General features: G+C 66.3%; 17 protein-coding genes. 5 read left to right on the forward strand and 12 right to left on the reverse strand.

The annotated features are described in order from the left end of the window. Window positions 1–49: 49 nt before the first annotated feature. Entirely contained in the window at window positions 50–8,104 is an 8,055-nt protein-coding gene (locus tag ABLE92_RS14785) for a non-ribosomal peptide synthetase (RefSeq protein ID WP_348805544.1), read from the reverse strand. A gap of 518 nt (window positions 8,105–8,622) precedes the next feature. Here ABLE92_RS14785 and ABLE92_RS14790 point away from each other — a divergent pair. The 3 genes from ABLE92_RS14790 to ABLE92_RS14800 are packed head-to-tail and all read left to right on the forward strand — an operon-like array spanning window position 8,623 to window position 11,779. Next, a complete protein-coding gene (locus ABLE92_RS14790) occupies window positions 8,623–10,128 on the forward strand; it encodes an ATP-binding cassette domain-containing protein (protein WP_348805545.1) in 1,506 nt (501 codons plus the stop codon). A gap of 14 nt (window positions 10,129–10,142) precedes the next feature. Continuing rightward, window positions 10,143–10,937: an ABC transporter permease gene (locus ABLE92_RS14795; protein ID WP_348805546.1), complete on the forward strand. Its 795-nt coding sequence runs from the start codon at window positions 10,143–10,145 to the stop codon at window positions 10,935–10,937. Beyond that, on the forward strand, window positions 10,934–11,779 hold the full coding sequence (locus ABLE92_RS14800; RefSeq protein WP_348805547.1) for an ABC transporter permease: 846 nt from the start codon (window positions 10,934–10,936) through the stop codon (window positions 11,777–11,779). Before ABLE92_RS14795 ends, ABLE92_RS14800 begins: the two co-directional genes overlap by 4 nt. Before the next feature lie 26 nt (window positions 11,780–11,805). On the opposite strand, the gene ABLE92_RS14805 is transcribed toward ABLE92_RS14800, so the two are convergent. After that, window positions 11,806–12,684 (reverse strand): glycosyltransferase family 2 protein, encoded by an 879-nt coding sequence (locus ABLE92_RS14805; protein WP_348805548.1) that lies wholly within the window; start codon window positions 12,682–12,684, stop codon window positions 11,806–11,808. Window positions 12,685–13,176: 492 nt separating this feature from the next. On the opposite strand from ABLE92_RS14805, the gene ABLE92_RS14810 reads away from it, so the two are divergent. Beyond that, window positions 13,177–13,533 carry a GNAT family N-acetyltransferase gene (locus ABLE92_RS14810; protein ID WP_348805549.1) on the forward strand — a complete coding sequence of 119 codons (357 nt, stop codon included), beginning with the start codon at window positions 13,177–13,179 and terminating at the stop codon, window positions 13,531–13,533. 247 nt (window positions 13,534–13,780) lie between these two features. Continuing rightward, window positions 13,781–15,187 (forward strand): protein kinase domain-containing protein, encoded by a 1,407-nt coding sequence (locus ABLE92_RS14815; protein ID WP_348805550.1) that lies wholly within the window; start codon window positions 13,781–13,783, stop codon window positions 15,185–15,187. 16 nt (window positions 15,188–15,203) lie between these two features. On the opposite strand, the gene ABLE92_RS14820 is transcribed toward ABLE92_RS14815, so the two are convergent. The 10 genes from ABLE92_RS14820 to rplW all read right to left on the reverse strand — a co-directional run bounded on the left by ABLE92_RS14820 (window position 15,204) and on the right by rplW (window position 20,665). Next, window positions 15,204–16,343 (reverse strand): ABC transporter permease, encoded by a 1,140-nt coding sequence (locus ABLE92_RS14820; RefSeq protein WP_348805551.1) that lies wholly within the window; start codon window positions 16,341–16,343, stop codon window positions 15,204–15,206. Window positions 16,344–16,609: 266 nt separating this feature from the next. Then, the gene (locus tag ABLE92_RS14825) at window positions 16,610–16,789 is read right to left on the reverse strand and encodes a hypothetical protein (RefSeq protein WP_348805552.1); all 180 of its coding nucleotides are present in this window, start codon (window positions 16,787–16,789) and stop codon (window positions 16,610–16,612) included. 241 nt (window positions 16,790–17,030) lie between these two features. Then, window positions 17,031–17,321, reverse strand: a complete 291-nt coding sequence (gene rpsQ, locus ABLE92_RS14830; RefSeq protein WP_348805553.1) for a 30S ribosomal protein S17 — start codon at window positions 17,319–17,321, stop codon at window positions 17,031–17,033. Further along, entirely contained in the window at window positions 17,318–17,551 is a 234-nt protein-coding gene (gene rpmC, locus ABLE92_RS14835) for a 50S ribosomal protein L29 (protein WP_094600886.1), read from the reverse strand. Before rpmC ends, rpsQ begins: the two co-directional genes overlap by 4 nt. Beyond that, entirely contained in the window at window positions 17,551–17,967 is a 417-nt protein-coding gene (rplP, locus tag ABLE92_RS14840; protein ID WP_348805554.1) for a 50S ribosomal protein L16, read from the reverse strand. The genes rpmC and rplP overlap by 1 nt, the downstream gene beginning before the upstream one ends. 3 nt (window positions 17,968–17,970) lie before the next feature. Continuing rightward, window positions 17,971–18,777 carry a 30S ribosomal protein S3 gene (gene rpsC / locus ABLE92_RS14845; RefSeq protein WP_348805555.1) on the reverse strand — a complete coding sequence of 269 codons (807 nt, stop codon included), beginning with the start codon at window positions 18,775–18,777 and terminating at the stop codon, window positions 17,971–17,973. Window positions 18,778–18,779: 2 nt separating this feature from the next. After that, a complete protein-coding gene (gene rplV / locus ABLE92_RS14850; RefSeq protein WP_348805556.1) occupies window positions 18,780–19,190 on the reverse strand; it encodes a 50S ribosomal protein L22 in 411 nt (136 codons plus the stop codon). Continuing rightward, window positions 19,190–19,471 carry a 30S ribosomal protein S19 gene (rpsS, locus tag ABLE92_RS14855; RefSeq protein WP_348805557.1) on the reverse strand — a complete coding sequence of 94 codons (282 nt, stop codon included), beginning with the start codon at window positions 19,469–19,471 and terminating at the stop codon, window positions 19,190–19,192. The genes rplV and rpsS overlap by 1 nt, the downstream gene beginning before the upstream one ends. Before the next feature lie 21 nt (window positions 19,472–19,492). Further along, window positions 19,493–20,329 (reverse strand): 50S ribosomal protein L2, encoded by an 837-nt coding sequence (gene rplB / locus ABLE92_RS14860; protein WP_348805558.1) that lies wholly within the window; start codon window positions 20,327–20,329, stop codon window positions 19,493–19,495. A 30-nt stretch (window positions 20,330–20,359) separates the two neighbouring features. Beyond that, window positions 20,360–20,665, reverse strand: a complete 306-nt coding sequence (gene rplW / locus ABLE92_RS14865) for a 50S ribosomal protein L23 (protein WP_348805559.1) — start codon at window positions 20,663–20,665, stop codon at window positions 20,360–20,362. Between the last annotated feature and the right edge of the window lie 2 nt (window positions 20,666–20,667).

Raw genomic sequence — 20,667 nt, forward strand, 5'->3', positions numbered from 1 at the left:
ATTAATTGGTGTTCCTCCTGGTGTTGAGCGTCTCGATCGGTGCGAAGCGTCACTGGTGCCGACCGCGCGACGCGGCGCCGTCGACCGCGAGTCCGGCGTTGGTACGCAACATCCCGAGGACCTCGTCGAGACCTTCCGGTCCATCGCCTGCGAGCGTCGGAACGCTGCTCATCAGTGCCATGACCAGAGCCGAGTCGGCATTCGCGTCGGGGAGGACGGCCGCCATCGCCGCCGCCGATGCCGACAGCGCTCCGAAGGAGACGGCCGAACCCTTCCAGGTGACCGCCGGGGCGTCGCCGTCGATGTCTGCCGCGGCTGCCAGCATGTCGCTCAGTGTGCGATTGTCGCCTCGCTCGTCGTCTTCCGCGACGAGCTCCGCCGTCGTGTGGATCACGATGTCGCCGACGATACAGTCGGCGTCGGTGGCCACCGCCTCGAGAACCCGGAGGAACCGAAGCGCCAGAGTCTCCACCGTACTCGCATCGAACAGGTCACTGGCGTAATGGAATTGGCCACGCATCGGATCACCGACCCGCTCGGACGGCGACCCACCCGGGTACAGCGTGAGTTGCAGATCCACCTTCGCCGTGACCAGTTCCTCGGGGATGTGGCCGACTCTGAGGCCCTCGAGTTCGATCGCCGGGAACTCCAGATTCTGAAATGCGAACATCACCTGGTAAATCGGATGGTGCGCGGTCGGCGGCGAATCGAGTATGGCCGAGGCGATCGTCTCGAACGACACGTCGGCGTTGGCCATGTCGGCGAGATCCTCACGGCGTACCCGCTCGAGCAGATCGGCGAACTGCTCGTCGGCGTCGACGTGGGTCCGTAGCGCCAGGGTGTTGACGAACATGCCCACGACGTCGTCCAGTGCTCGATCGTCGCGCCCCGCATAGGGCGTTCCGATCACCACGTCGGTATCGCCGGACAAGCGACTCAGGAGGGTCGCGAATGCCGCATGCGCCACCATGAACAGTGTGCTGTTATGTGCCCGAGCAACTTTCGTGAGCTCCGCGACCAGGTCCGCGTCGATCTCGAACTCATGCACGCCACCGGAATCCGTCGGCGTCTTGGCGCGGGGGCGGTCGGTGGCCAACGAGATGCTCGCCGGCGCGCCGGACAGGCGTGCAGTCCAATAATCCAGCTGGGTCTGGGCCTCGGTCCGGTCGTCGGCGTTGACGCGCTGCAACTTCTCGAGCTGCCACAGCGTGAAGTCGGCGTATTGGACCTCCAGCGGAGCCCACTGCGGGGCATGGCCGCGGTGGCGCGCGGCATACGCGCTCATCAGGTCGCGCGCCATCGGAGCCATCGACGAGCCGTCGCCGCAGATGTGGTGCACGACGAAGACCAGGATGTGATCGGTCGGCGAAACCTCCAGGACCGCCATACGTACCGGCGCCTGGGTGGCGACGTCAAACCCTTCCCCGGTCACTCCGGCGATGGCCGCCTCGACGTCCCCGAGCACGACCGCGGTCCGGTAGTCCAGCTGTTCGATCACCGTGTCGGCGGGAATGATCACCTGGGTCGGTTCACCGCCGATCATCGGATAGGTGGTGCGCAGCGACTCGTGGCGCATCACCAGGTCCACCGCGGCGGCCTTCATGGCGTCGTGGTCGAGTTCGCCCTCGGCGCGCAACGCCAGTGCGACGTTGTAGGCCGACGATTCCGGATTGGCCTGATTGAGCAGCCACATACCGCGCTGCACCGTCGACACCGGGACCAACTCGGCGCGTGCGCGCGGACGCAGACGTGGAACCGTCTCACCACCGGAGGCTCCCGCGAGGTGTTCGGCGAGCTCGCTGACGCTGGCCGCCTCGAACAGCTCGCGGACCGAAACAGAGCGCCCGAGAACCTCACTGAGCTGCGCGGTGACCCTGACCGCCGACAGTGAGGTGCCCCCGATCCCGAAGAAGTCGTCGCGGGCACCGACCCGGTCGCGCCCGGTCACCTCGGCGAACACGCCGGCGATGACGGTTTCGAGTTGGGTGCGCGGGGCCAGATACTCGTCGGAGGATGCCAGATCCACCGACGGCAGTGCCTTGCGGTCGATCTTTCCGACCGGCGTCAGCGGGAATTCGTCGATCAACACCACCGTGTGCGGCACCATGTGCCGAGGCAGTTGCTCAGAAGCGAACCGCAACAACGTATCCGGGCTGACGGCCGAACCCGGCGCCACGGTCGCGTAGGTCACCAGCAACGTCTCGCCACCGGGGGTCGGGGCGCCAAGACTCAAGGCGGTGACCACCTCGGGGTGGGTCTCGAGAACGGCGTCGACCTCACCGGGTTCGATACGCAGGCCGCGGATCTTGATCTGGAAGTCATTGCGGCCGTGGTAGACGATGCGACCGTCGGCCCTGCGTGTCACCCGGTCGCCGGTCCGATACATCCGCCCGGGTCCAAAGGGGTTGGCCACGAACCGAACCGACGTGAGGCCGGTCTGATGCAGATATCCCAGGCCGACCTGGACGCCCGTCAGGTACAACTCGCCCGCCACCCCCGGCGGGGTGGGTCGCAGTGCCGAATCGAGCACGAACGCCCCGACTCCCGGCCACGCGCGGCCGATGGTGACCTGATCGTCACGCGCCATCGGTCCGTCGACGGTGACAATGACGGTGGTCTCGGTGGGACCGTAGGCGTTGAAGAACCTGCGCTCACTCCATCGACGGAGCAACTCGACGGTGCACGCCTCGCCGGCCGCCATCACCGTCCGCAGAGTGGGCACATCGGAGGGATCGACGGTCGAGAGCACCGAGGGGGTCATCATCGCGTGCGTCACCTGCCCCTCGGCGATCACCGAGGTCAATGCGGCTCCGGCGTAGTCGTCGGCGCCGGCGACCACCAGCTCGGCTCCCGCACACAGGGCCAGCAGCAACTCCAGGATGGAGACGTCGAAACTCGGTGAGGCGACGTGGAGCACCTTGCTGTGTGCGTCGACCCCGAACCGCTGGGCCGAACTGACCGCCATATTGGCCACCTGGCGATTGCTGATCGCGGTGGCCTTGGGCTTGCCGGTCGATCCCGAGGTGAAGATCAGATACGCCAGGTGGTCGAGCGTGACCGGCGAACGCAGTTCATCCTCGCCCACCGGGGCCCCGCTGTGACCGGCCATCTGCATCTCGAGGTCCGCGTCGTCGAGTGCGAGCCACTCGATACCGGGATGGGCCGTCGCGGCGTGACCCGCGCCGGTCAGTCCGATGCGTGAACCGACCGCGGCGATCATGGTCTCGCGACGTTCGGTGGGGTACGTCGGGTCGACGAGCACGAAGGCGGCGCCGGACTTGACGACGGCGATGGTCGCGATGACCGAAAGGGTGGATCGCGCGATCTCGATCGCGACCACGTCACCAGCACCGATCCCCAACCGGATGAGTTCTCGGGCAATCTGATTGGTGCGGGCTTCGAAGACCTTACGCGTCACCGTGCAGTCTCCGGACAGGGCGATCGGCGACTGCCCACCACCGGCGACGGCATCGGCGAGCAACGCCCGGAAGGTGCGCGGCGTCGCGGGATCGGTCACCGCAGCGAGTTCGTCGACGGTGGGCTGATCGAGCAGGTCGATGCCACCGATCGGCGCATCGGGACGAGACACCATGGCCGAGAGCACCCGGTTGAACTGATCGGCAACGGACGCGATCGTCGTCTCGTCGAACAGTTCTGTGGCGTAACCGAACTCGACCTGGATCCCGGTTTTCCCGGAACGTTCGACCCGCGTGAAGGCGACGTGCAGGTCGTACTTGGCCGCGGGAACACGCGCATCGAGCAACCGCGCCCCGAAATCACCCTCGACCGCGCCGAGACGGTCATGATTCCACGTCACCATCACCTGGAACAGCGGGGAATGGGCCAGTGAACGATCCGGTGCGAGTGCTTCCACCACCTGCTCGAAGGGCACATGCGCATGTGCCAGTGCCCGTGCGTTCGCCTGCCTGCCGGCCGTCACCACGTCATCGGCGGTGTCATAGGGGCGGACCCGGGTGCGGAGAACGACGGTGTTGACGAACATCCCGACGAGATCGGCAAGGGCGGGATCCTCGCGACCGGCGACCGCGGTGCCCACCGCGACGTCCTCGCCGCCCCACAAGCGGGACAACAGGATCGCGAGTGCGCCGTGCAGCACATGAAAGGATGTGGATCGATTACGCGCGGCGAGCCTCGCGACCGCCTCGGTCAGATCGCCGTCGATCTGACGGTCCAGGTAGGCGCCGGCGCCGGTGGGATGTGCCGGACGCGGACGATCGGTAGGCAAGTCCACCATCTCGTCGAGACCGGAGAGTTCACCGGCCCAGAAGTCCAGTTCCCTGGCCGCGAGCGAATCGGGCTCCTGCGGATCTCCGAGCAGTTCTCGTTGCCACAGCGTGTGATCGGCGTACTGCAGCGGCAGCGGCGAGAACGCCTGCTCCGCACCGTGGGCCCGGTAACTCGTCAGCAGATCACGGACCAACGGCGTCAACGACAGGCCGTCCCCGCAGATGTGGTGCAGCACAATGACGATCACCAGTTCATCGGGCGTTCGCAACAGCGAGAAACGTACCGGGACCTCGGACACGAGGTCGAAGCCACGCGATGACACCTCGCTGATCGCGGCGTCGAGATCATCGGCGGCGACCGACCGCACCGGGTCGATGATCGTGTCGATGACCTCGGCGGCGTCGAGGATCTCCTGGGTGGGCTCACCCATCACCGAGGGATAGCGCGTTCGCAGGGGTTCGTGGCGCCGCACCACCGCACCGAAGGCCGCGACGAGCGCGTCGGCGTCGTGCTCGATGCCCATCGACACCGCGCCGGCCATGTTGTAGGTGGCGGCGGCCGGGTCCATCCGATTGAGGAACCACAGCCGCGACTGCGCGGGCGAGAGCGGCAGGACATCCGGGCGCTCCGAGCGGATCGACAACGGCGGCAATGCACTTGCCTGACTGTCGGTCACCCGGCGAGCGAGTTCGGCAAAATCCTCACTACCGAACAACTCGGTCAGCGGCAGCGACGTGTCGAAGGTGTCACGGATGCGGGCCGCCAGCCGGGCAGCATCGAGCGAGTCGCCGCCGATCGCGAAGAAATTGTCCAGCACACCGACCGCGGACACGTCGAGCACCTCGGCGACAAGATCGACCAGGCGTGCCTCCGTGTCGGTGCGTGGCGCGACGAACCGAGTCCGACTTGCGGCAACCGGAACGGGAAGGGCCCGACGATCCAGTTTTCCGTTGGCGGTCAGTGGAAGTTCGTCGATGATCATCACGACGTCGGGAACCATGTAACCGGGAACCTTCTCGCGCACCGCTTTTCGGATCGCGATCGAGTCGAGGTCATCGTTGTCGACGCTGACGTAGGCGACGAGTTTCATTCCGCCGCTGCCGCCATCGACGACCGACGCCGCCGCAGCCCGCACGCCGTCGACCGCGCGCACCGCGGTCTCCACCTCACCGAGTTCGACCCGGAAACCGCGAAGTTGGATCTGGCTGTCGGCACGACCCTGATATTCGACATCATCGGCGAGTCGACGCCCCAGGTCACCGGTGCGGTACAGCCGAGCACCGGAGCCCGCCGGGTCTGCGATGAATCTGGTTGCGGTGAGCCCGGGTCGATTGCGATAGCCCTGCGCCAGCTGGGCGCCGGTCACGTAGATCTCACCCACGGCACCCACCGGCACCGGGCGGAGCCGGCGGTCGAGGACACTCAACGCCAGCGACGACAGCGGACGGCCGATGAGGCTCGCACTGCGTCCGCGGACCAACTCGGAGTCCAGCGGGCGATAGGTGACGTGCACGGCCGTCTCGGTGATGCCGTACATGTTGACCAGCGCGATGTCGCCACCGAAGGCGTCATACCAGCGGGCCACCTCGTCAAAACGAAGCTCCTCACCACCGAAGACGATGTAGCGCAGGCACAACGGGGTCTGTGTGCGGCGGCGCGCATCGGCCAGGACGTAGAAGGCCGACGGGGTCAGCGACGCCACGGTCACCTGTTCTCGCCGGAGCAGATCGAGGAAGTCCTCGGGTTCACGCGCGACCGCCCGATCGACGATCACCGTGCGTCCGCCGGTCAGCAACGGGCCGAAGAGCTCCCACACCGAGAAATCGAAGGCGTAGGAGTGGAAGACGGTCCACACGTCGTCGTCGCCGAAGTCGAAATCCTCGGCCGCCGCGTCGAGCAACGAGACCAGGTTGCGGTGCGTGACCATCACGCCCTTGGGGCGGCCCGTTGAACCCGATGTATAGATCACATACGCGCCGGTGTCACTGTGCCGCGGCCCCTGCGGAGCCGGCCCCTGCGGGTCCTCCTCGACGAGTTGGGATACCGACACCGAGGGCACATCGGCGAGCCATGCCACGCCGGCCTCGGAACCGATGTCTCCGGTGACGACCTCGTCGGCGATCACACAGACCGGATCGGCGTCGGCGGTGATGTAGGCGAGTCGATCCACCGGATTTGTCGTGTCGAGCGGCAGATATGCGGCACCCACCTTGAGGACACCGACGATCGCGACCACGAGGTCGCAGTCGCGTCGGGCGGCGATTCCGACCAGGTCTCCGGTACCGACCTCGCGTGTGGCCAGGGCACGCGCCACCGCATCCGAACGCTCGGCCAGCCGGCCGTAGGTGAGGGTGCGGCCGTCGGCATCGGTGACCGCACCGTGGTCACCACGGCGTTCGGCCACCTCGGCGAACAGGTCGACCACCGTGCGGTGGGCCCGAGGCGTCGGAACCGTCGGCCGCGGCAGAGCGGAGAGCATCCTGCGGTCCGCGTCGGTGAGCATGTCGATGTCGATGACCGGGCGGTCGATGGCCTCCGGTGCCAGAAACCCGGCGAGGAAGTCGACGAAACGGGCATGGAGCTCATCCAGTTCGTCCTGCGTGTACAGACCGGGGTTGCCGTGCAGATCGATGACCAGCGGCGCTCCCGGACTCCCCTGGTACAGGTTGAGCAGCATGTCCTCGAGAATTCCCGAGGTCAGGATGTGGTACTCCACCTGCGCTCCGACGATCTCGATGGGCTTGTCGAAGAACATCATGTTGACGATCGGCCCGAACGACGAGGACGCCGAGTCCAGCAGACCGGCATCACGGCGGATATCCTCGACCCGGTAGCGCTGGTGACGAAGTGCTCCGGTGAGCTCGACGTGCACCTTCTCGATCAGCTCGCGCACACTGCCGGCGGTGACCTCGGAGGTCCGCACCGGCAGCAGGTTGGCCAGCATGCCGCCGGCCCTCTTGATCTTGGCGGTGGCCCGGCCGGTGACCGGGAGCGTCAGCACCACGTCATCGGAGCCGGTCATTCGGGACAGGAATGCGCTGAAGGCGGCCGTCAGCATGACTGCCGCCGACACTCCGAGTTCCGATCCGACCGATTCCAATCGGCGCTGCCGGTCGGCGGCGAGGGTGGCCGAGGCGACCAGGTTGTCGGGGGTCAACGGCGCGGTTGCCCCGCGGTGGGAGAGCGTGACGCGCTCGGGCAGGTCGGCCACCCGCGATCGCCAGTGTGCGGCGTCGGTCTCGCGTCGGGTGGTGGCGCCGTACGCGTGGTCGTCGGCGACAACCTCGGCCATCGTGGCGAGCGGCTTCTCGATCACCTCGGTGCCCGACACCGCCGCGTTGTAGCGTTCCACGCTCATGCGGATCAGGGTCAGCGCAGAGTAGCCATCGATCACGATGTGGTGCCCACGCATGTACCAGAGCGTGCGATCGTCGTCGATCCGCAGCAACCGGCTGACCACCAGCGGGTCACCGAGCAGGTCAACCGGCTTCTGGTACTCGGCACGCATCCACTCATGAGCCGACACCAACGGATCGGCGACATCACGCAGATCGACCGTATCGACCTGATGGTCCATGTCGCGATCGACGATCTGCCCGACCGCGTCCGCGCTCTCAGAGATCCGGATACACGGCGACTCCATCACCTTGCCGGCCTCGATCAGGCACTCGGACAGCAGATCGTGATCGAGTCCGCCGCCCGGGTGACGGATGTCGAGATACTGCGCAATGTTGACCGAGTAGCCCGGCGACAACCGCTCGGCGAACCACATCCCCCGCTGGGCTGCGGTCAGCTCGAGAACCGAGTCGGCCCTGGCAGAGTCGTCGACCAGCGTCAACGCATCCTCCTTCGTCACTGCGCGATCCCCAACGAACACGAGCTGGAATATCCCATTGAGAATGCACCGATGAGATTGATCTGTATTCCAAATGAAAGCACATCAACCTCATTTCATCTGTTTACCGGACGCACACGAAACCGGCCATATCGAGTCAGTCTCGTGACCTTCGAACGGCAATCATGCGACTTCTTCGAGTGACACACGGGCGTGGACGGGTGCATCACACATGTTTTTCGATTTCGCGGTACCGTCCGTTACATGACAGCCTCGGAGATCCGTTGGTTCCGGATGCCCACTGTGTAACGTTGAGGCGGGCGAAATCGGTCTCATGGAGGAAGGGTGGAGCTTCCGACCACCACCGTAACGCGTATTCGACCACTCGAGGTGAACTACCCCGGAAACCGCCGCTTATCGGACATTTTCGGAGATTCTCCCCGGCAATCCCGCTGGTGTTCCCTCCGGTGCGGCGGAGGTGCGTATGTTCAGGAAGTGAGCGCGCGACCACTGTGACCAGCTTGGCCCGAAGGAGTCCGATGCCCGACCTGCCCGATGGCCCGGGACCCTCCCGCAGGCGTGTGGCCGGACAGCAGGAGGTGCTGCGCGTCAACGGCACCCGTGTCAGTGGCACCCACGGTGAACGCCCGATCCATGGATCGAGGGAGATCGGGAACAACGGCACGCAACGTCCGACGCCCGACACCACCCCGCCACGGGGGCGGCACTCCCGTCCCGACGGCACCGGATCGAGTTGGCTGATCCGGGCCACCGCCCAAGCCGCGCCCCCGCGACCCCGATTGGCTCCCGCGCCGAGACCCGGGCCACCGGCGACACCGCGGCCACAGCCGGTTCCTCCGCGGCCATCGGGAACGCAGGCGCAGCCGGAACGCGGGTTCACGCCGCACCCACATGCCCACCCTGCACCCCGGCCCGATCTTCGTGTCGATCGCGATCTGCCCGAATCCGGCACGCTCGACGATGTTGGTGTCGCGCTCACCACGGGACCGGCCCCGTCGGTGGCCGCACCGTCGCACGCCATCGTGGTCAACGGTTTGCGCAAGCAGTTCAAGGACATGGTGGCCGTCGAGAATGTCAGTTTCGCGGTCCCGGCGGGCTCGATCGTGGCCCTGCTCGGCCCCAACGGAGCGGGTAAGACGACCACGGTCAACATGCTCTGCACGCTGCTCGCACCGGATGGTGGTACCGCCACCGTCGCCGGCCACGACGTGGTGACCGAGGCCGCCGCCGTGCGCCGCTCGATCATGCTGACCGGGCAGTTCGCCGCCCTCGACGAGGCCCTCACCGGCGAGGAGAACCTGGTCCTGTTCGGCAGGCTGCTGGGCCTGACCAAGGCCGAGGCAAAGCAGCGGGCCACCGAACTTCTCGACCAGTTCGGCCTGCGGGCCGCCGCCGGCCGTCGCGTCAGCGAGTACTCCGGCGGCATGCGACGCCGTATCGACATCGCCTGCGGCCTGGTCACCATGCCCAAGGTCGTGTTCTTGGACGAGCCCACCACCGGACTCGACCCGCGTAGCCGGCAAGAGGTGTGGGGACTGGTCGACGGACTGCGGCAGCGCGGCGTCACCACCCTGTTGACCACGCAGTACCTTGAGGAAGCCGACGCACTCAGCGATCGGATCGTCGTCATCGATCGCGGTCGCGTGATCGCCGAGGGCACCTCCGACGAGCTGAAGGCGCAGACCGGCGCGTCCTATTGCCAGGTCACGCCGGTCCATGTCCAGGATCTGCCGCGGCTACGCGATCTGCTGGCCGATCTCATCGGTGGCAACCGGGGCCACCGCCCACGACTTCCCCTGATCGACAGCGATGACACGGGCGGTTTCGCGGTGCTCTCCGACACCACCGGGGAAGACCTTTCCGTTGCCGTTCCCGCACCCGACGGCGCCGACACCCTTGTCGAGGTCGTCCGGCGTACGAGCGGCGCCGGCATCGCGCTTGCCGACATCGCTCTCCGTCGCCCGTCGCTCGACGAGGTGTTCCTGTCGCTCACCGCACCCTCGCGCGGCCGGGAGGATCAGTGACCGCGGAGACATCGGTGCCCTCGCCAACCGTGGTCGCCGGCCCGGCACGCATCAGCGTTGCCGGCCAGTGGTGGGCACTGACGGTACGCGGCGTGTTCGGGATGGTCCGCACCGGCGAGGTGCTCTTCGCACTGATCTCCCCGGTGTTCCTCGCCGTCTGCTTCTACCTGCCACTGCGGTCCATCATGGATTCGGCGCCCGGAATGGACTACGCGCAGTTCCTGATGCCCATCATCATGCTGCAATCGGTGGGCTTCATGGCATCGGCGGCGGCCATGCGCTCATCCCTCGATGGCGCCAAGGGCATCAGCACACGCTTTCGCACTCTGCCGATGCCGACGGCGATCCCGATGCTGGCCCGTCTCGGCACCAATGCCGTGCTGCTCGTGATCTCCCTGGTCTGCGCCACCATCGCCTGCGCCGTGATCGGCTGGCGGCCCGATGGGGGTGTACTGGGCACGTTGGGCCTGTATACGGTCGCTTTTGTGGTGGGCGTCATCGTCGCCCTCATCGCCGATGCGATCGGCCTGATCGCCAGCACCCCGGAATCGACAAGTCAGGCTCTCACCCTCCCCATCCTGATCCTCGGCATGCTGTCGACCGGATTCGTGCCCGAATCGCAGTTTCCCGAGTGGATACAACCGTTCGTCCGCAACCAACCGATCTCCCAGTTCGCCACGGCGATGCGCACGCTCAACGAGGGCACCGCGTCCGCGGAGACGTTGCTGCCGACGCTCTGGTGGTCGCTCGGCCTGCTGGTTCTGGCGTGCGCACTCATGTTCGTCGGCCTGCGGAAGGCCAATCGATGACCGCCACCGATGCCCATGTGAGCGCTGCGGCCCCGTCACCGGTCTCCGGGGCGGCAGACTCCGAACGATCACTCACGGCGTGGGCGGTCCAAAGTCTCGTGCTCACTCATCGACAGCTGTCGGTCCTGATCCGAGACCGCGCGACGGTGGTGCAGATCCTGTTCGTCCCGGCCCTGACCATGGTGATGTTCAAGGTCGTTCTCGGCGACACCATCGGCAGCGCCACCGGCCAGAACAGTGCCTTCGGCACGGTGCCGTTGGTCATCCTGGTGAGTGCGATGTTCGGCTCACTCGCCAGCGGGGTTCGCCTGAACCAGGAGCGTGGTACCGGTCTGCTCGGTCGGCTGTATGTGCTCCCGATCCACCGCGCCGCCGATCTCACCTCGCGTCTGCTGTGCGAGGCGGTCCGGATCCTGCTGACCACCTTCCTGTTACTGATCGCAGGGCTGGGCATCGGGTTTCGCTTCACCCAGGGACCTGTGGCCGTGCTCGGCATTCTCGCCGTCTCACTGATGTTCGGCATGGCCTACTCGATGATGGTGCTGGCCATCGCGGTCAATGTCCGCCCGAGTGCGCCACTCGTGCCGATGCTGTCGCTGCTCTCAAGCGTGCTGATGTTCTTCAACTCCGGATTCAGTCCCGTCGACGCCTATCCGACCTGGTTGCAGCCCATCGTCGCGCACCAGCCGATGACCCCGGCCATCGAGGTCATGCGATCGTTCGCCTCCGGCGGTCCGATCACATCGGACTTCCTCACCGTGGTCGCCTGGACGGTCGCCGCACTGGCGATCTGCACGTATCCGGCGTTGCGCGGTTACCGCAAGGCCGCAACCTCACGCTGAGCCCGTACCGGACACGCGCGTGATCGCTACTCGTCCCGACCTTCGGTGATCAGTGATCGTTCCCGGGCCAGCGGCGTGACCAGCCGATACGGACGCCAGTTCTGCTTCTGTTCGTCCCACGGCCGGAACAGCAGCCACAGGAAGGACGTGAAGACAACCCGGAAGGGGAACTCGATGATCATCATCGCCAGCATCCGACGATCGCGCCGTGCCGACGCCGTGCGCACGCCGCCCAGCATGTACTTGCGATTCGCCCATGGCGAGTGGCGCACCTGGCGCAGCGATGTCCTCACGTTCACCGCAGGGTGGAAGAACACGCGCATGCCTCGCGCCCGCATCTCGAGGCTCAGATCGGCGTCGTCCCAGATATCCGGTCGGTAGGAGAGCCCGTCACGGAGTTGCGGCCAACACCGTGCCCGGATGGCACAGTTGAACCCCACCATCGACGGCACGTAACCACCTTCGCGCATCAGTGTCCCGCGCAGCATCAGCCGCTCGTACCACTGCGTTGCCCGTCCGCCTCCCCAGTACGACGCCGGGCCGGTGACCCCGTCGACCCGAACGCCACCGCGGGCGTCGTCGGAACCGAGCACCTCGACGATCCCCTCCGCCCATGTGGGCCCCACCAAGGTGTCGCCGTCGGTTCGCGCGATGATCTCACCCGTCGCCGCGTCGTAGCCGGTACGTCGGGCGTAGGCAACACCGGGGCGTGGCTCGCCGATGAGTCGCACCTGCGGGAATCTGGCGCGATAGCCCTCGACGATCTGTCGGGTCTGATCCGAGGACGCGTTGTCGACCACGATGATCTCGTCCACGGGACGGGTCTGCTCGAGAAGGTGATCGAGGCATGCACCGATCGTCGCCTCCTCGTTGTAGGCGGGCACGACGACCGTCAGCGTTGCCATACCGAGAACGGTATCGCTGCGCGCGTGTTGGTGGCATGTCGTGGCGGTGCCCGGCCGGACGCTACTGCGACCGATGATCCGGAAGCACCGACAATCTCAGACGGAATCGCTCAGCGCCGACAATGAATGCATCAACCGCAATTCCGGATTCCATCTCACCCCCACCATCCTTCGGATTCCCTGAAAGGAACCTGAGGGTTTTCTGTGCCGCCGAGTCATGGAAATCCGTCCCATATCCCGCCCCGTCGGCGAAAATACCCTCCACCGCATTTCTTGATCAAACGATCGACAAAGCAATAGCGGATTCCATTCCCTGATCGATTGATCAGTTTCATATGCTAAAGATCAATTTCTATTTAAGAAATTGGTCGATCGATCCGCCCCGCCCATCACAACAACTGTCATTGTTGGATCAAGTGATCAAAAATGGACCGCCGCGTCGCGGAATCAACGGACAAAACCAGATGACGCCGATCGCCTACCCTCGAGCACATGCCCCTCGACAAAACCGGCGCCGACGCCACCGTCACCCACGTCCCCGACCACGACCGTTACCAGATCGCCGTCGACGGACAGGTCGCAGGCTTCACGGTGTATCGCGAACGCGAGCACGACGGCGCCCTCGAGCGCATCTTCTTCCACACCGAGGTCGCCGAGGAGTTCGGTGGCCGAGGCCTGGCGACCATCCTGATCACCGCGGCGCTGGCCGATACCCGGGCGCAGGACAAGGTCATCGTGGGTGTCTGCCCCCTGGTCGCCGCCTTCTTGAAGAAGAATCACGAGTTCGATGACGTCACGCGCCCGGTCACCCCGGACACCCTGGCCTGGCTCCAGACTCAGATCAACTGATCAAATCGGGTCCAAAGTCCCTGTCGTCGGACTCACCGGTGACTTACAGTGGGTCTGTGGGCGGGGGTGGACGACCGCTCACCGCGACGGTTGGGAAGACCCGCCGGCCACCTCTCCGGGCGTGGCACCGCAACCGATCACCGGCCCGTCCGACGCTCGCGTCGGACGGGCCGAGTCGCGTTTCGGGCCGGCCTGCACGGATGTCGGGTTCGTCCGGACTGTCGGTCGACCTCGCTAGACTGGCGCCGTGGCTTTGGTCGTGGGACAGGAATTCGCCGGGTACCGGGTCGTCCGGAAGCTGGGTGCGGGCGGCATGGGTGAGGTGTACCTCGTGCAGCATCCGCGACTACCGCGCAGCGACGCGCTGAAGGTTCTCCCGGCGGACCTCTCGGCCGACGAGTCGTTCCGCCGCCGCTTCACCCGCGAGGCCGATCTCGCGGCCTCGCTCGATCACCCCAACATCGTCGACGTCTACGATCGCGGCGAGTTCGACGGCCAGCTGTGGATCACCATGCGCTACATCGAGGGCACCGATGCCGCCGAACTGCTCGCCCCCCATCCGCGGGGCCTGGCCGTCGCCGATGTCGAGCAGATCACCGAGGCGGTGGCCGACGCCCTCGACCACGCCCACGCACGCAATCTGCTGCACCGCGACGTCAAACCCGCCAACATCCTGCTCAGCGATCCGTCGGGGCCGTCGCGACGACGCCGCGTCCTGCTCGCCGACTTCGGCATCGCCCGCCCGATCTTCGACAACACCCGGCTGACCGCCACCAACCTCACGGTCGGCTCGTTCGCCTACTCGTCTCCCGAACAACTCGCCGGCGACACCCTCGACGGCCGCGCCGATCAGTACTCCCTCGCCTGCACCACCTACCAACTCCTCAGTGGTGCAACACCTTTCGAGAGCAGCAGTGCACCGGCCCTGATCCGGTCGCAGTTGTCGACGCCACCTCCGCCGGTCACCGCCCGACGCCCCGACCTGCCGTCCCGCGTCGATCAGGTACTCGCACGTGCGATGGACAAGCAGCCCGACCGGCGTTACGCGTCGTGCTCGGACTTCGCCGCCGATCTACGTGCCGCGCTGGCGGCGAACGCGGCGCCGCCCACCGTGGCACCGCCCGCATACACGCCGCCTGCCCCGGCTCCGGGCGCGCAAGCCGCCCCGAATCTCGCCAAGAACCCCGGTTCGCAGTCCACATCGTCGGGCGCACACACCGGCTACGCGCCACCACAGCAGCCCGAACACTCCCCGCTGCCGCCGGTGTCGCCCGGTGTGACACCCGCGCCCTACTCGGCGACGCCGAATGTCGTTCCGCACCCGGCGGCGGCCCCCTATCCTCCCGGCTATCCGTCCGCGCCCGGCATCGCCGGATTCGCACCGGCCGATCCCAAGATCAAGAACTACGCCACCTGGGCGCTGGTGTGTGGTCTGGTGTCGTTTTTCGCGGTGTGCCTGATCGTCCCGGGATTCGTGACGGCCGGCCTCGCGATCTACCTGGGTCTCAAGAGCATCGGCATGTCCAATGCCCGACCGGACCTTCCGCCGTCGGCACGGTTTCGTGGGGTGGCGATCTCCGGCGTGGTACTCGGTGGCATCGGCCTGCTCTGGAACATCGCCATCGTGATCGCGGCCATCGCCGACACCGTGTGAGCCCAATTCCGCGTCATCACCCCCGTCCCGCCATCTCCCGCGACAACGCCCGACGGATCGGCGGATACTCCGCGCACACCACGGCGAGCACGCTCAGCAGCACCCACACCCCGACCGAACTGGCCAGCACGGCAGCCAAGGCGCCCCATTGCCCACCGGCCAGGTTGTCCGAGGCCGCGTCCTTGGCCCACAGACGCCAGTATATCATCAGGTTCACCGCGAGACCCACGACATAGGACACCGCGAATCCCTGCAGGTAGGCCTTCCAGGTGTCGTCCTTGATCCGCGCCGTCAGCGGTTCGGCGCGCAGCGGATACACCACCGACAGCACATTGCCGACGCCCAGCCAGATGAAGGTCATCGTCAGCAGCTGATCGAACATCGATCCCACCCCGGCGTCGTCGTCCACCCGGTACAGCACCCCGATGACGATCGAACCGACGATCAGCGTGACCGCCAGCATGGCGAGATTCTTACCGATCAGAATGCGCCACAACGGATCTCCGCCCTCGATCTCGTCGCGCACCCGGAGAGAGTCGACGCACAGCGCATTGGTGCAGACGCTGCTGCCGACGACCGCCGACAGCAGGAACAACGCCAACGCGCTGTAGGAGTCGTATTTCTCGCTGAGCCCGGTGACCCGATAGATCACCACGATCGCGATGGACACGCCCAGGGTGATCGCGAGGCGGATCAAGATCTTGTGCGGACGGTCGGCGAACACGTGACCGAGTTCGCCGATCGTCTGCCGCCGCACCTGCGACGACGCGTCACGCATTCCGCCGATCAGTTCACGACCCTCGTCCTCGTCGGTGTCGCCCGACCGAGTTGAGTGTGCCGCCACGAGTGCCGCCTGAGCCAGTGCGGCCTGCGCGACGGATACGGCGATCACGGTGTCCGCGGCGGCCGTGGGACCCGACGACGCGGCCGGCGGAGGCGTCTCGTCATCGAGGAGCCGACGGGCCCGCCCGGCCCAGTACCCGGATGCGCCGGCCGCTCCGACGCCGTTGGCGTCGGCCTTCGCGGCCGTGATCATCTCCTCGGCCGCCTCGGCCAGCGGCGCGATCGACCGCTCACCCCACTCGGATGCGGCGGCCAGCGCACGCAACCGATCCGCGGAGGCGGCCAGGGAACTCAACTCGGCGTCAGCGCTCACCGGACAAGTCAATCCCGTTGATCACGAACCGCAGGCGAGGCGGTTGCGTCCTCGGCGGATTCGGCACGATCTGATGCGGGGACGTCACAAATCCCTTGCGCGCGATCGGTCATGCGGCGCGGAGGAGCGCCACGTCGCGCATCGAAAGTCGAGTGCCGAGCAGCGCGAGCGCCGCCGGGAGCATCCGGAGGACGGTGAGCGCCGGCGCCGCATAGGCCGCCCTCAGCCGATGTCGCCGATCTCGATGACGGGAGGGACGATCGGGATCAGGGTGGCACCGAACACACGATGCCGCTCCCGACACCGAGCAGCGGTTCCTGCACGGCCTCACGCAGCGTGATGCCCTCGGCCCGCACCACGGACGTATCTACGTTGATCGGCAGAATGTGCCAGTGCGGGTTGCCCAGCGCGCAGCCCGCGACCACGAACTGCAGTGGCCCGGTCACATCGGGCCACGTCAACAGCCGCCCACACCAGTACCGGCAGGCACAGCACGGGCACGGTCGCATCCGTCATGCGCGGATCAAGGCACCGTTTGGTCGCCGACAGCGGATGGATCTCTGTCTGCGGTGAGCGCTGCGGCGATTGGAGCGTTCCGCGGAACCCTCGTCGCCGGCAACAAAGCGACCCGCGTCCGGACAATGCCGGAAGCGGGTCGCTTCGATATGAATCTCGTTGGGAGAAGCCTTACTTGGCCTTCTCCATCACCTCGACGAGACGCCAGTGCTTGGTCGCCGACAGCGGGCGGGTCTCCATGATCCGCACGCGGTCGCCGATGCCGGCATCGCCCTTCTCGTCGTGGGCCTTGACCTTCTTGGTGGTCCGGATGATCTTTCCGTACAGCGGATGCCGCGTACGATCTTCCAGCTCGACCACGATGGTCTTCTGCATCTTGTCGCTGACGACGTAACCGATGCGCTCCTTGCGGCGCGCCCGGGTCGTCTCGTTGGTTTCGGTCACCTTCTGGTCCTCACTCATGCGTCATCGCCTTCCGGTCCCGACGCCAGTCCCAGCTCGCGCTCACGCATCACCGTGTAGATGCGCGCGATCTCGCGACGCACGGTACGCAGGCGACGGTTGTTGTCGAGCTGACCGGTGGCCATCTGGAACCGAAGGTTGAAGAGCTCTTCCTTCGACTCTTTCAAGCGGTCGACCAGATCGGTGTCACTGAGGTCACGCAGCTCGGCTGCGGCAACTCCGAGTCCCATCAGAACTTCTCCTCTCTGGTCACGATTCGGGTCTTGATCGGCAGCTTGTGCTGCGCGCGGCGCAGTGCCTCGCGAGCGGTCTGCTCGTCCGGGTAGGTCATCTCGAACAGCACGCGACCCGGCTTGACCGGGGCGACCCACCATTCGGGCGAACCCTTACCCGAACCCATGCGGGTTTCGGCCGGCTTCTTGGTGAGCGGACGGTCCGGGAAGATGTTGATCCAGACCTTGCCGCCACGCTTGATGTGCCGGTTGATGGCGATACGAGCGGACTCGATCTGACGGTTGGTGATGTAGGCGCTCTCCATGGCCTGGATGCCGAAATCACCGAACGTCACCTTGGTGCCGCCCTTGGCCTGACCCTTCAGGCTCGGGTGGTGCTGCTTGCGGTGCTTGACCCGACGTGGGATCAACATTGCCTAGCCCTCCTGCTTCTCGGCGCCGGCACCGGCCGTTGCCTCCGCAGGTGCCTCGGCAGCGCGACCTGCGTCGGTGCTCGTGGCGGTGGTGCCCGAGGCACCGCTGCGGCGGGGACGACTGGGGCGGCGCGGACGACGGTCCTCGGCGGCCGGTGCGGCTGCGGACAGCTCGCGACGTCCACCGACGATGTCGCCCTTGTAGATCCACACCTTCACGCCGATCCGGCCGAAGGTGGTCTTGGCCTCGTGCAGGCCGTAGTCGATGTCGGCGCGCAGGGTGTGCAGCGGCACACGACCTTCGCGGTAGAACTCGCTACGGCTCATCTCTGCGCCGCCCAGGCGACCCGAGCACTGCACCCGGATGCCCTTGACGTTCGGCTGACGCATCGCCGACTGGATCGCCTTGCGCATCGCGCGGCGGAACGCCACACGGTTGCTCAGCTGCTCGGCGACACCCTGGGCCACCAGCTGGGCCTCGGACTCAGGGTTCTTCACCTCGAGGATGTTCAGCTGCACCTGCTTGCCGGTCAGCTTCTCCAGCTCGCCGCGGATGCGATCGGCCTCGGCGCCGCGGCGACCGATGACGATGCCCGGGCGGGCGGTGTGGATGTCGACGCGGACCCGGTCACGGGTGCGCTCGATCTCCACCTTGGCGATGCCGGCCCGCTCCAGCCCCTGCGAGAGGAGCTTGCGGATGGCGACATCCTCTTTCACGTAGTCCGCGTACTGCTTGTCGGCATACCAACGGCTGTTCCAGTCGGTGGTGATGCCCAGACGGAAGCCGTGCGGGTTGATTTTCTGGCCCACTACTAGGCTCCCTTCTTCTTCGGCTGACGCGAACGGCCGCGCGACGCTCCGGCCTTCTCCGGCAAGCTCTCCACGACCACGGTGATGTGGCTGGTGCGCTTGCGGATACGGAACGCACGACCCTGCGCACGCGGCTGGAACCGCTTCATCGTGGGGCCTTCGTCGGCGAACGCGGTGGCGACGACCAGGCTCCGGCGATCCAGATCCTGGTTGTTCTCCGCGTTGGCGACGGCGCTGGCGAGGACCTTGTACACCGGCTCGGAAGCCGACTGCGGGGCGAACCGCAGGATGTCGAGTGCCTCGTCGACGTTCTTGCCGCGGATCAGGTCGATCACGCGACGCGCTTTCATCGGCGTCACGCGAACGAACTTCGCGGTCGCCTGTGCCGTGGGGTTATCGGTCTGAGTGGTCATTACCGGCGCTTCGCTTTCCGGTCATCCTTGATGTGACCCTTGAAGGTGCGGGTGGGCGCGAACTCACCCAGCTTGTGCCCGACCATGTTGTCCGAGATGAACACCGGCACGTGCTTGCGACCGTCGTGGACGGCGAAGGTGTGACCGATGAAGTCCGGGATGATGGTCGAACGACGCGACCAGGTCTTGATGACCTGCTTGGTGCCCTTCTCGTTCTGAACATCGACCTTCTTCAGAAGGTGGTCGTCGACGAACGGGCCCTTCTTGAGGCTGCGTGGCATTCTTCTACCTCCTCCTGTTTCTTATCGCTTGTTCTTACCGGTGCGCCGGCGACGGACGATGAGCTTGTCGCTGGCCTTGTTCTTACGGGTACGGCCTTCCGGCTGACCCCACGGGCTGACCGGGTGGCGACCACCGGAGGTCTTGCCCTCGCCGCCACCGTGCGGGTGGTCGACCGGGTTCATCACGACACCGCGGACGGTCGGGCGCTTGCCCTTCCAGCGCATACGGCCGGCCTTGCCCCAGTTGATGTTGCTCTGCTCGGCATTGCCCACCTCGCCGACGGTGGCGCGGCAGCGCACGTCGACGCGACGGATCTCACCGGAGGGCATACGCAGGGTGGCGTAGGCGCCTTCCTTGCCGAGCAACTGGATCGAGGCACCGGCGCTGCGGGCCATCTTGGCGCCGCCACCCGGACGCAGCTCCACGGCGTGCACCTGGGTACCGGTCGGGATGTTGCGCAGCGGCAGGTTGTTGCCGGGCTTGATGTCGGCGGTCGGACCGCTCTCCACCACGTCGCCCTGGGACAGACCCTTGGGCGCGATGATGTAGCGCTTCTCGCCATCGACGTAGTGCAGCAACGCGATCCGCGCGGTGCGGTTGGGGTCGTACTCGATGTGTGCGACCTTGGCGTTGACGCCGTCCTTGTCGTTGCGACGGAAGTCGATCAGACGGTAGGCGCGCTTGTGACCGCCGCCCTTGTGACGGGTGGTGATGCGACCGTGCGCGTTACGGCCACCGCGGCCGTGCAGCGGACGCACCAGCGACTTCTCCGGGTGGTCGCGGGTGATCTCGGCGAAATCCGAGCCACTCGATCCGCGGCGACCCGGGGTCGTCGGCTTGTACTTACGAATAGCCATGTGAAAGTCCCTCTATTCCAAGAGTCCCGGTCAGCTGACCGAGCCTCCGAAGATCTCGATGGGCTTGCTGTCGGCCGTCAGCGTCACGAAGGCACGCTTGGTCGAGCGGCGCTGGCCGAAGCCGTAGCGGGTCCGCTTACGCTTGCCCTGCCGGTTCGCGGTGTTGACGCTGTCGACACTCACGTCGAAGATCGCCTCGATGGCGATCTTGATCTGCGTCTTGTTGGAGTCCGGGTGCACCAGGAAGGTGTACACGTTCTCCTCCATGAGCCCGTAGGACTTCTCCGAGATCACCGGCGCCAGGATGATGTCGCGCGGGTTGGCCTGGGTAGCCATGC

The sequence above is a fragment of the Gordonia oleivorans genome (genome assembly GCF_040044975.1).
GTDB classification, from domain to species: domain Bacteria; phylum Actinomycetota; class Actinomycetes; order Mycobacteriales; family Mycobacteriaceae; genus Gordonia; species Gordonia oleivorans.

Coding starts and splice junctions, on each gene's coding strand:
- rplV (WP_348805556.1), bottom strand. CDS start 19,190: ATGACCACTCAGACCGATAACCCCACGGCACAGGCGACCGCGAAGTTC.
- ABLE92_RS14805 (WP_348805548.1), bottom strand. CDS start 12,684: ATGGCAACGCTGACGGTCGTCGTGCCCGCCTACAACGAGGAGGCGACG.
- ABLE92_RS14790 (WP_348805545.1), top strand. CDS start 8,623: ATGCCCGACCTGCCCGATGGCCCGGGACCCTCCCGCAGGCGTGTGGCC.
- rplB (WP_348805558.1), bottom strand. CDS start 20,329: ATGGCTATTCGTAAGTACAAGCCGACGACCCCGGGTCGCCGCGGATCG.
- rpsS (WP_348805557.1), bottom strand. CDS start 19,471: ATGCCACGCAGCCTCAAGAAGGGCCCGTTCGTCGACGACCACCTTCTG.
- rplW (WP_348805559.1), bottom strand. CDS start 20,665: ATGGCTACCCAGGCCAACCCGCGCGACATCATCCTGGCGCCGGTGATC.
- rpmC (WP_094600886.1), bottom strand. CDS start 17,551: ATGGGACTCGGAGTTGCCGCAGCCGAGCTGCGTGACCTCAGTGACACC.
- ABLE92_RS14800 (WP_348805547.1), top strand. CDS start 10,934: ATGACCGCCACCGATGCCCATGTGAGCGCTGCGGCCCCGTCACCGGTC.
- rpsQ (WP_348805553.1), bottom strand. CDS start 17,321: ATGAGTGAGGACCAGAAGGTGACCGAAACCAACGAGACGACCCGGGCG.
- ABLE92_RS14810 (WP_348805549.1), top strand. CDS start 13,177: ATGCCCCTCGACAAAACCGGCGCCGACGCCACCGTCACCCACGTCCCC.
- rplP (WP_348805554.1), bottom strand. CDS start 17,967: ATGTTGATCCCACGTCGGGTCAAGCACCGCAAGCAGCACCACCCGAGC.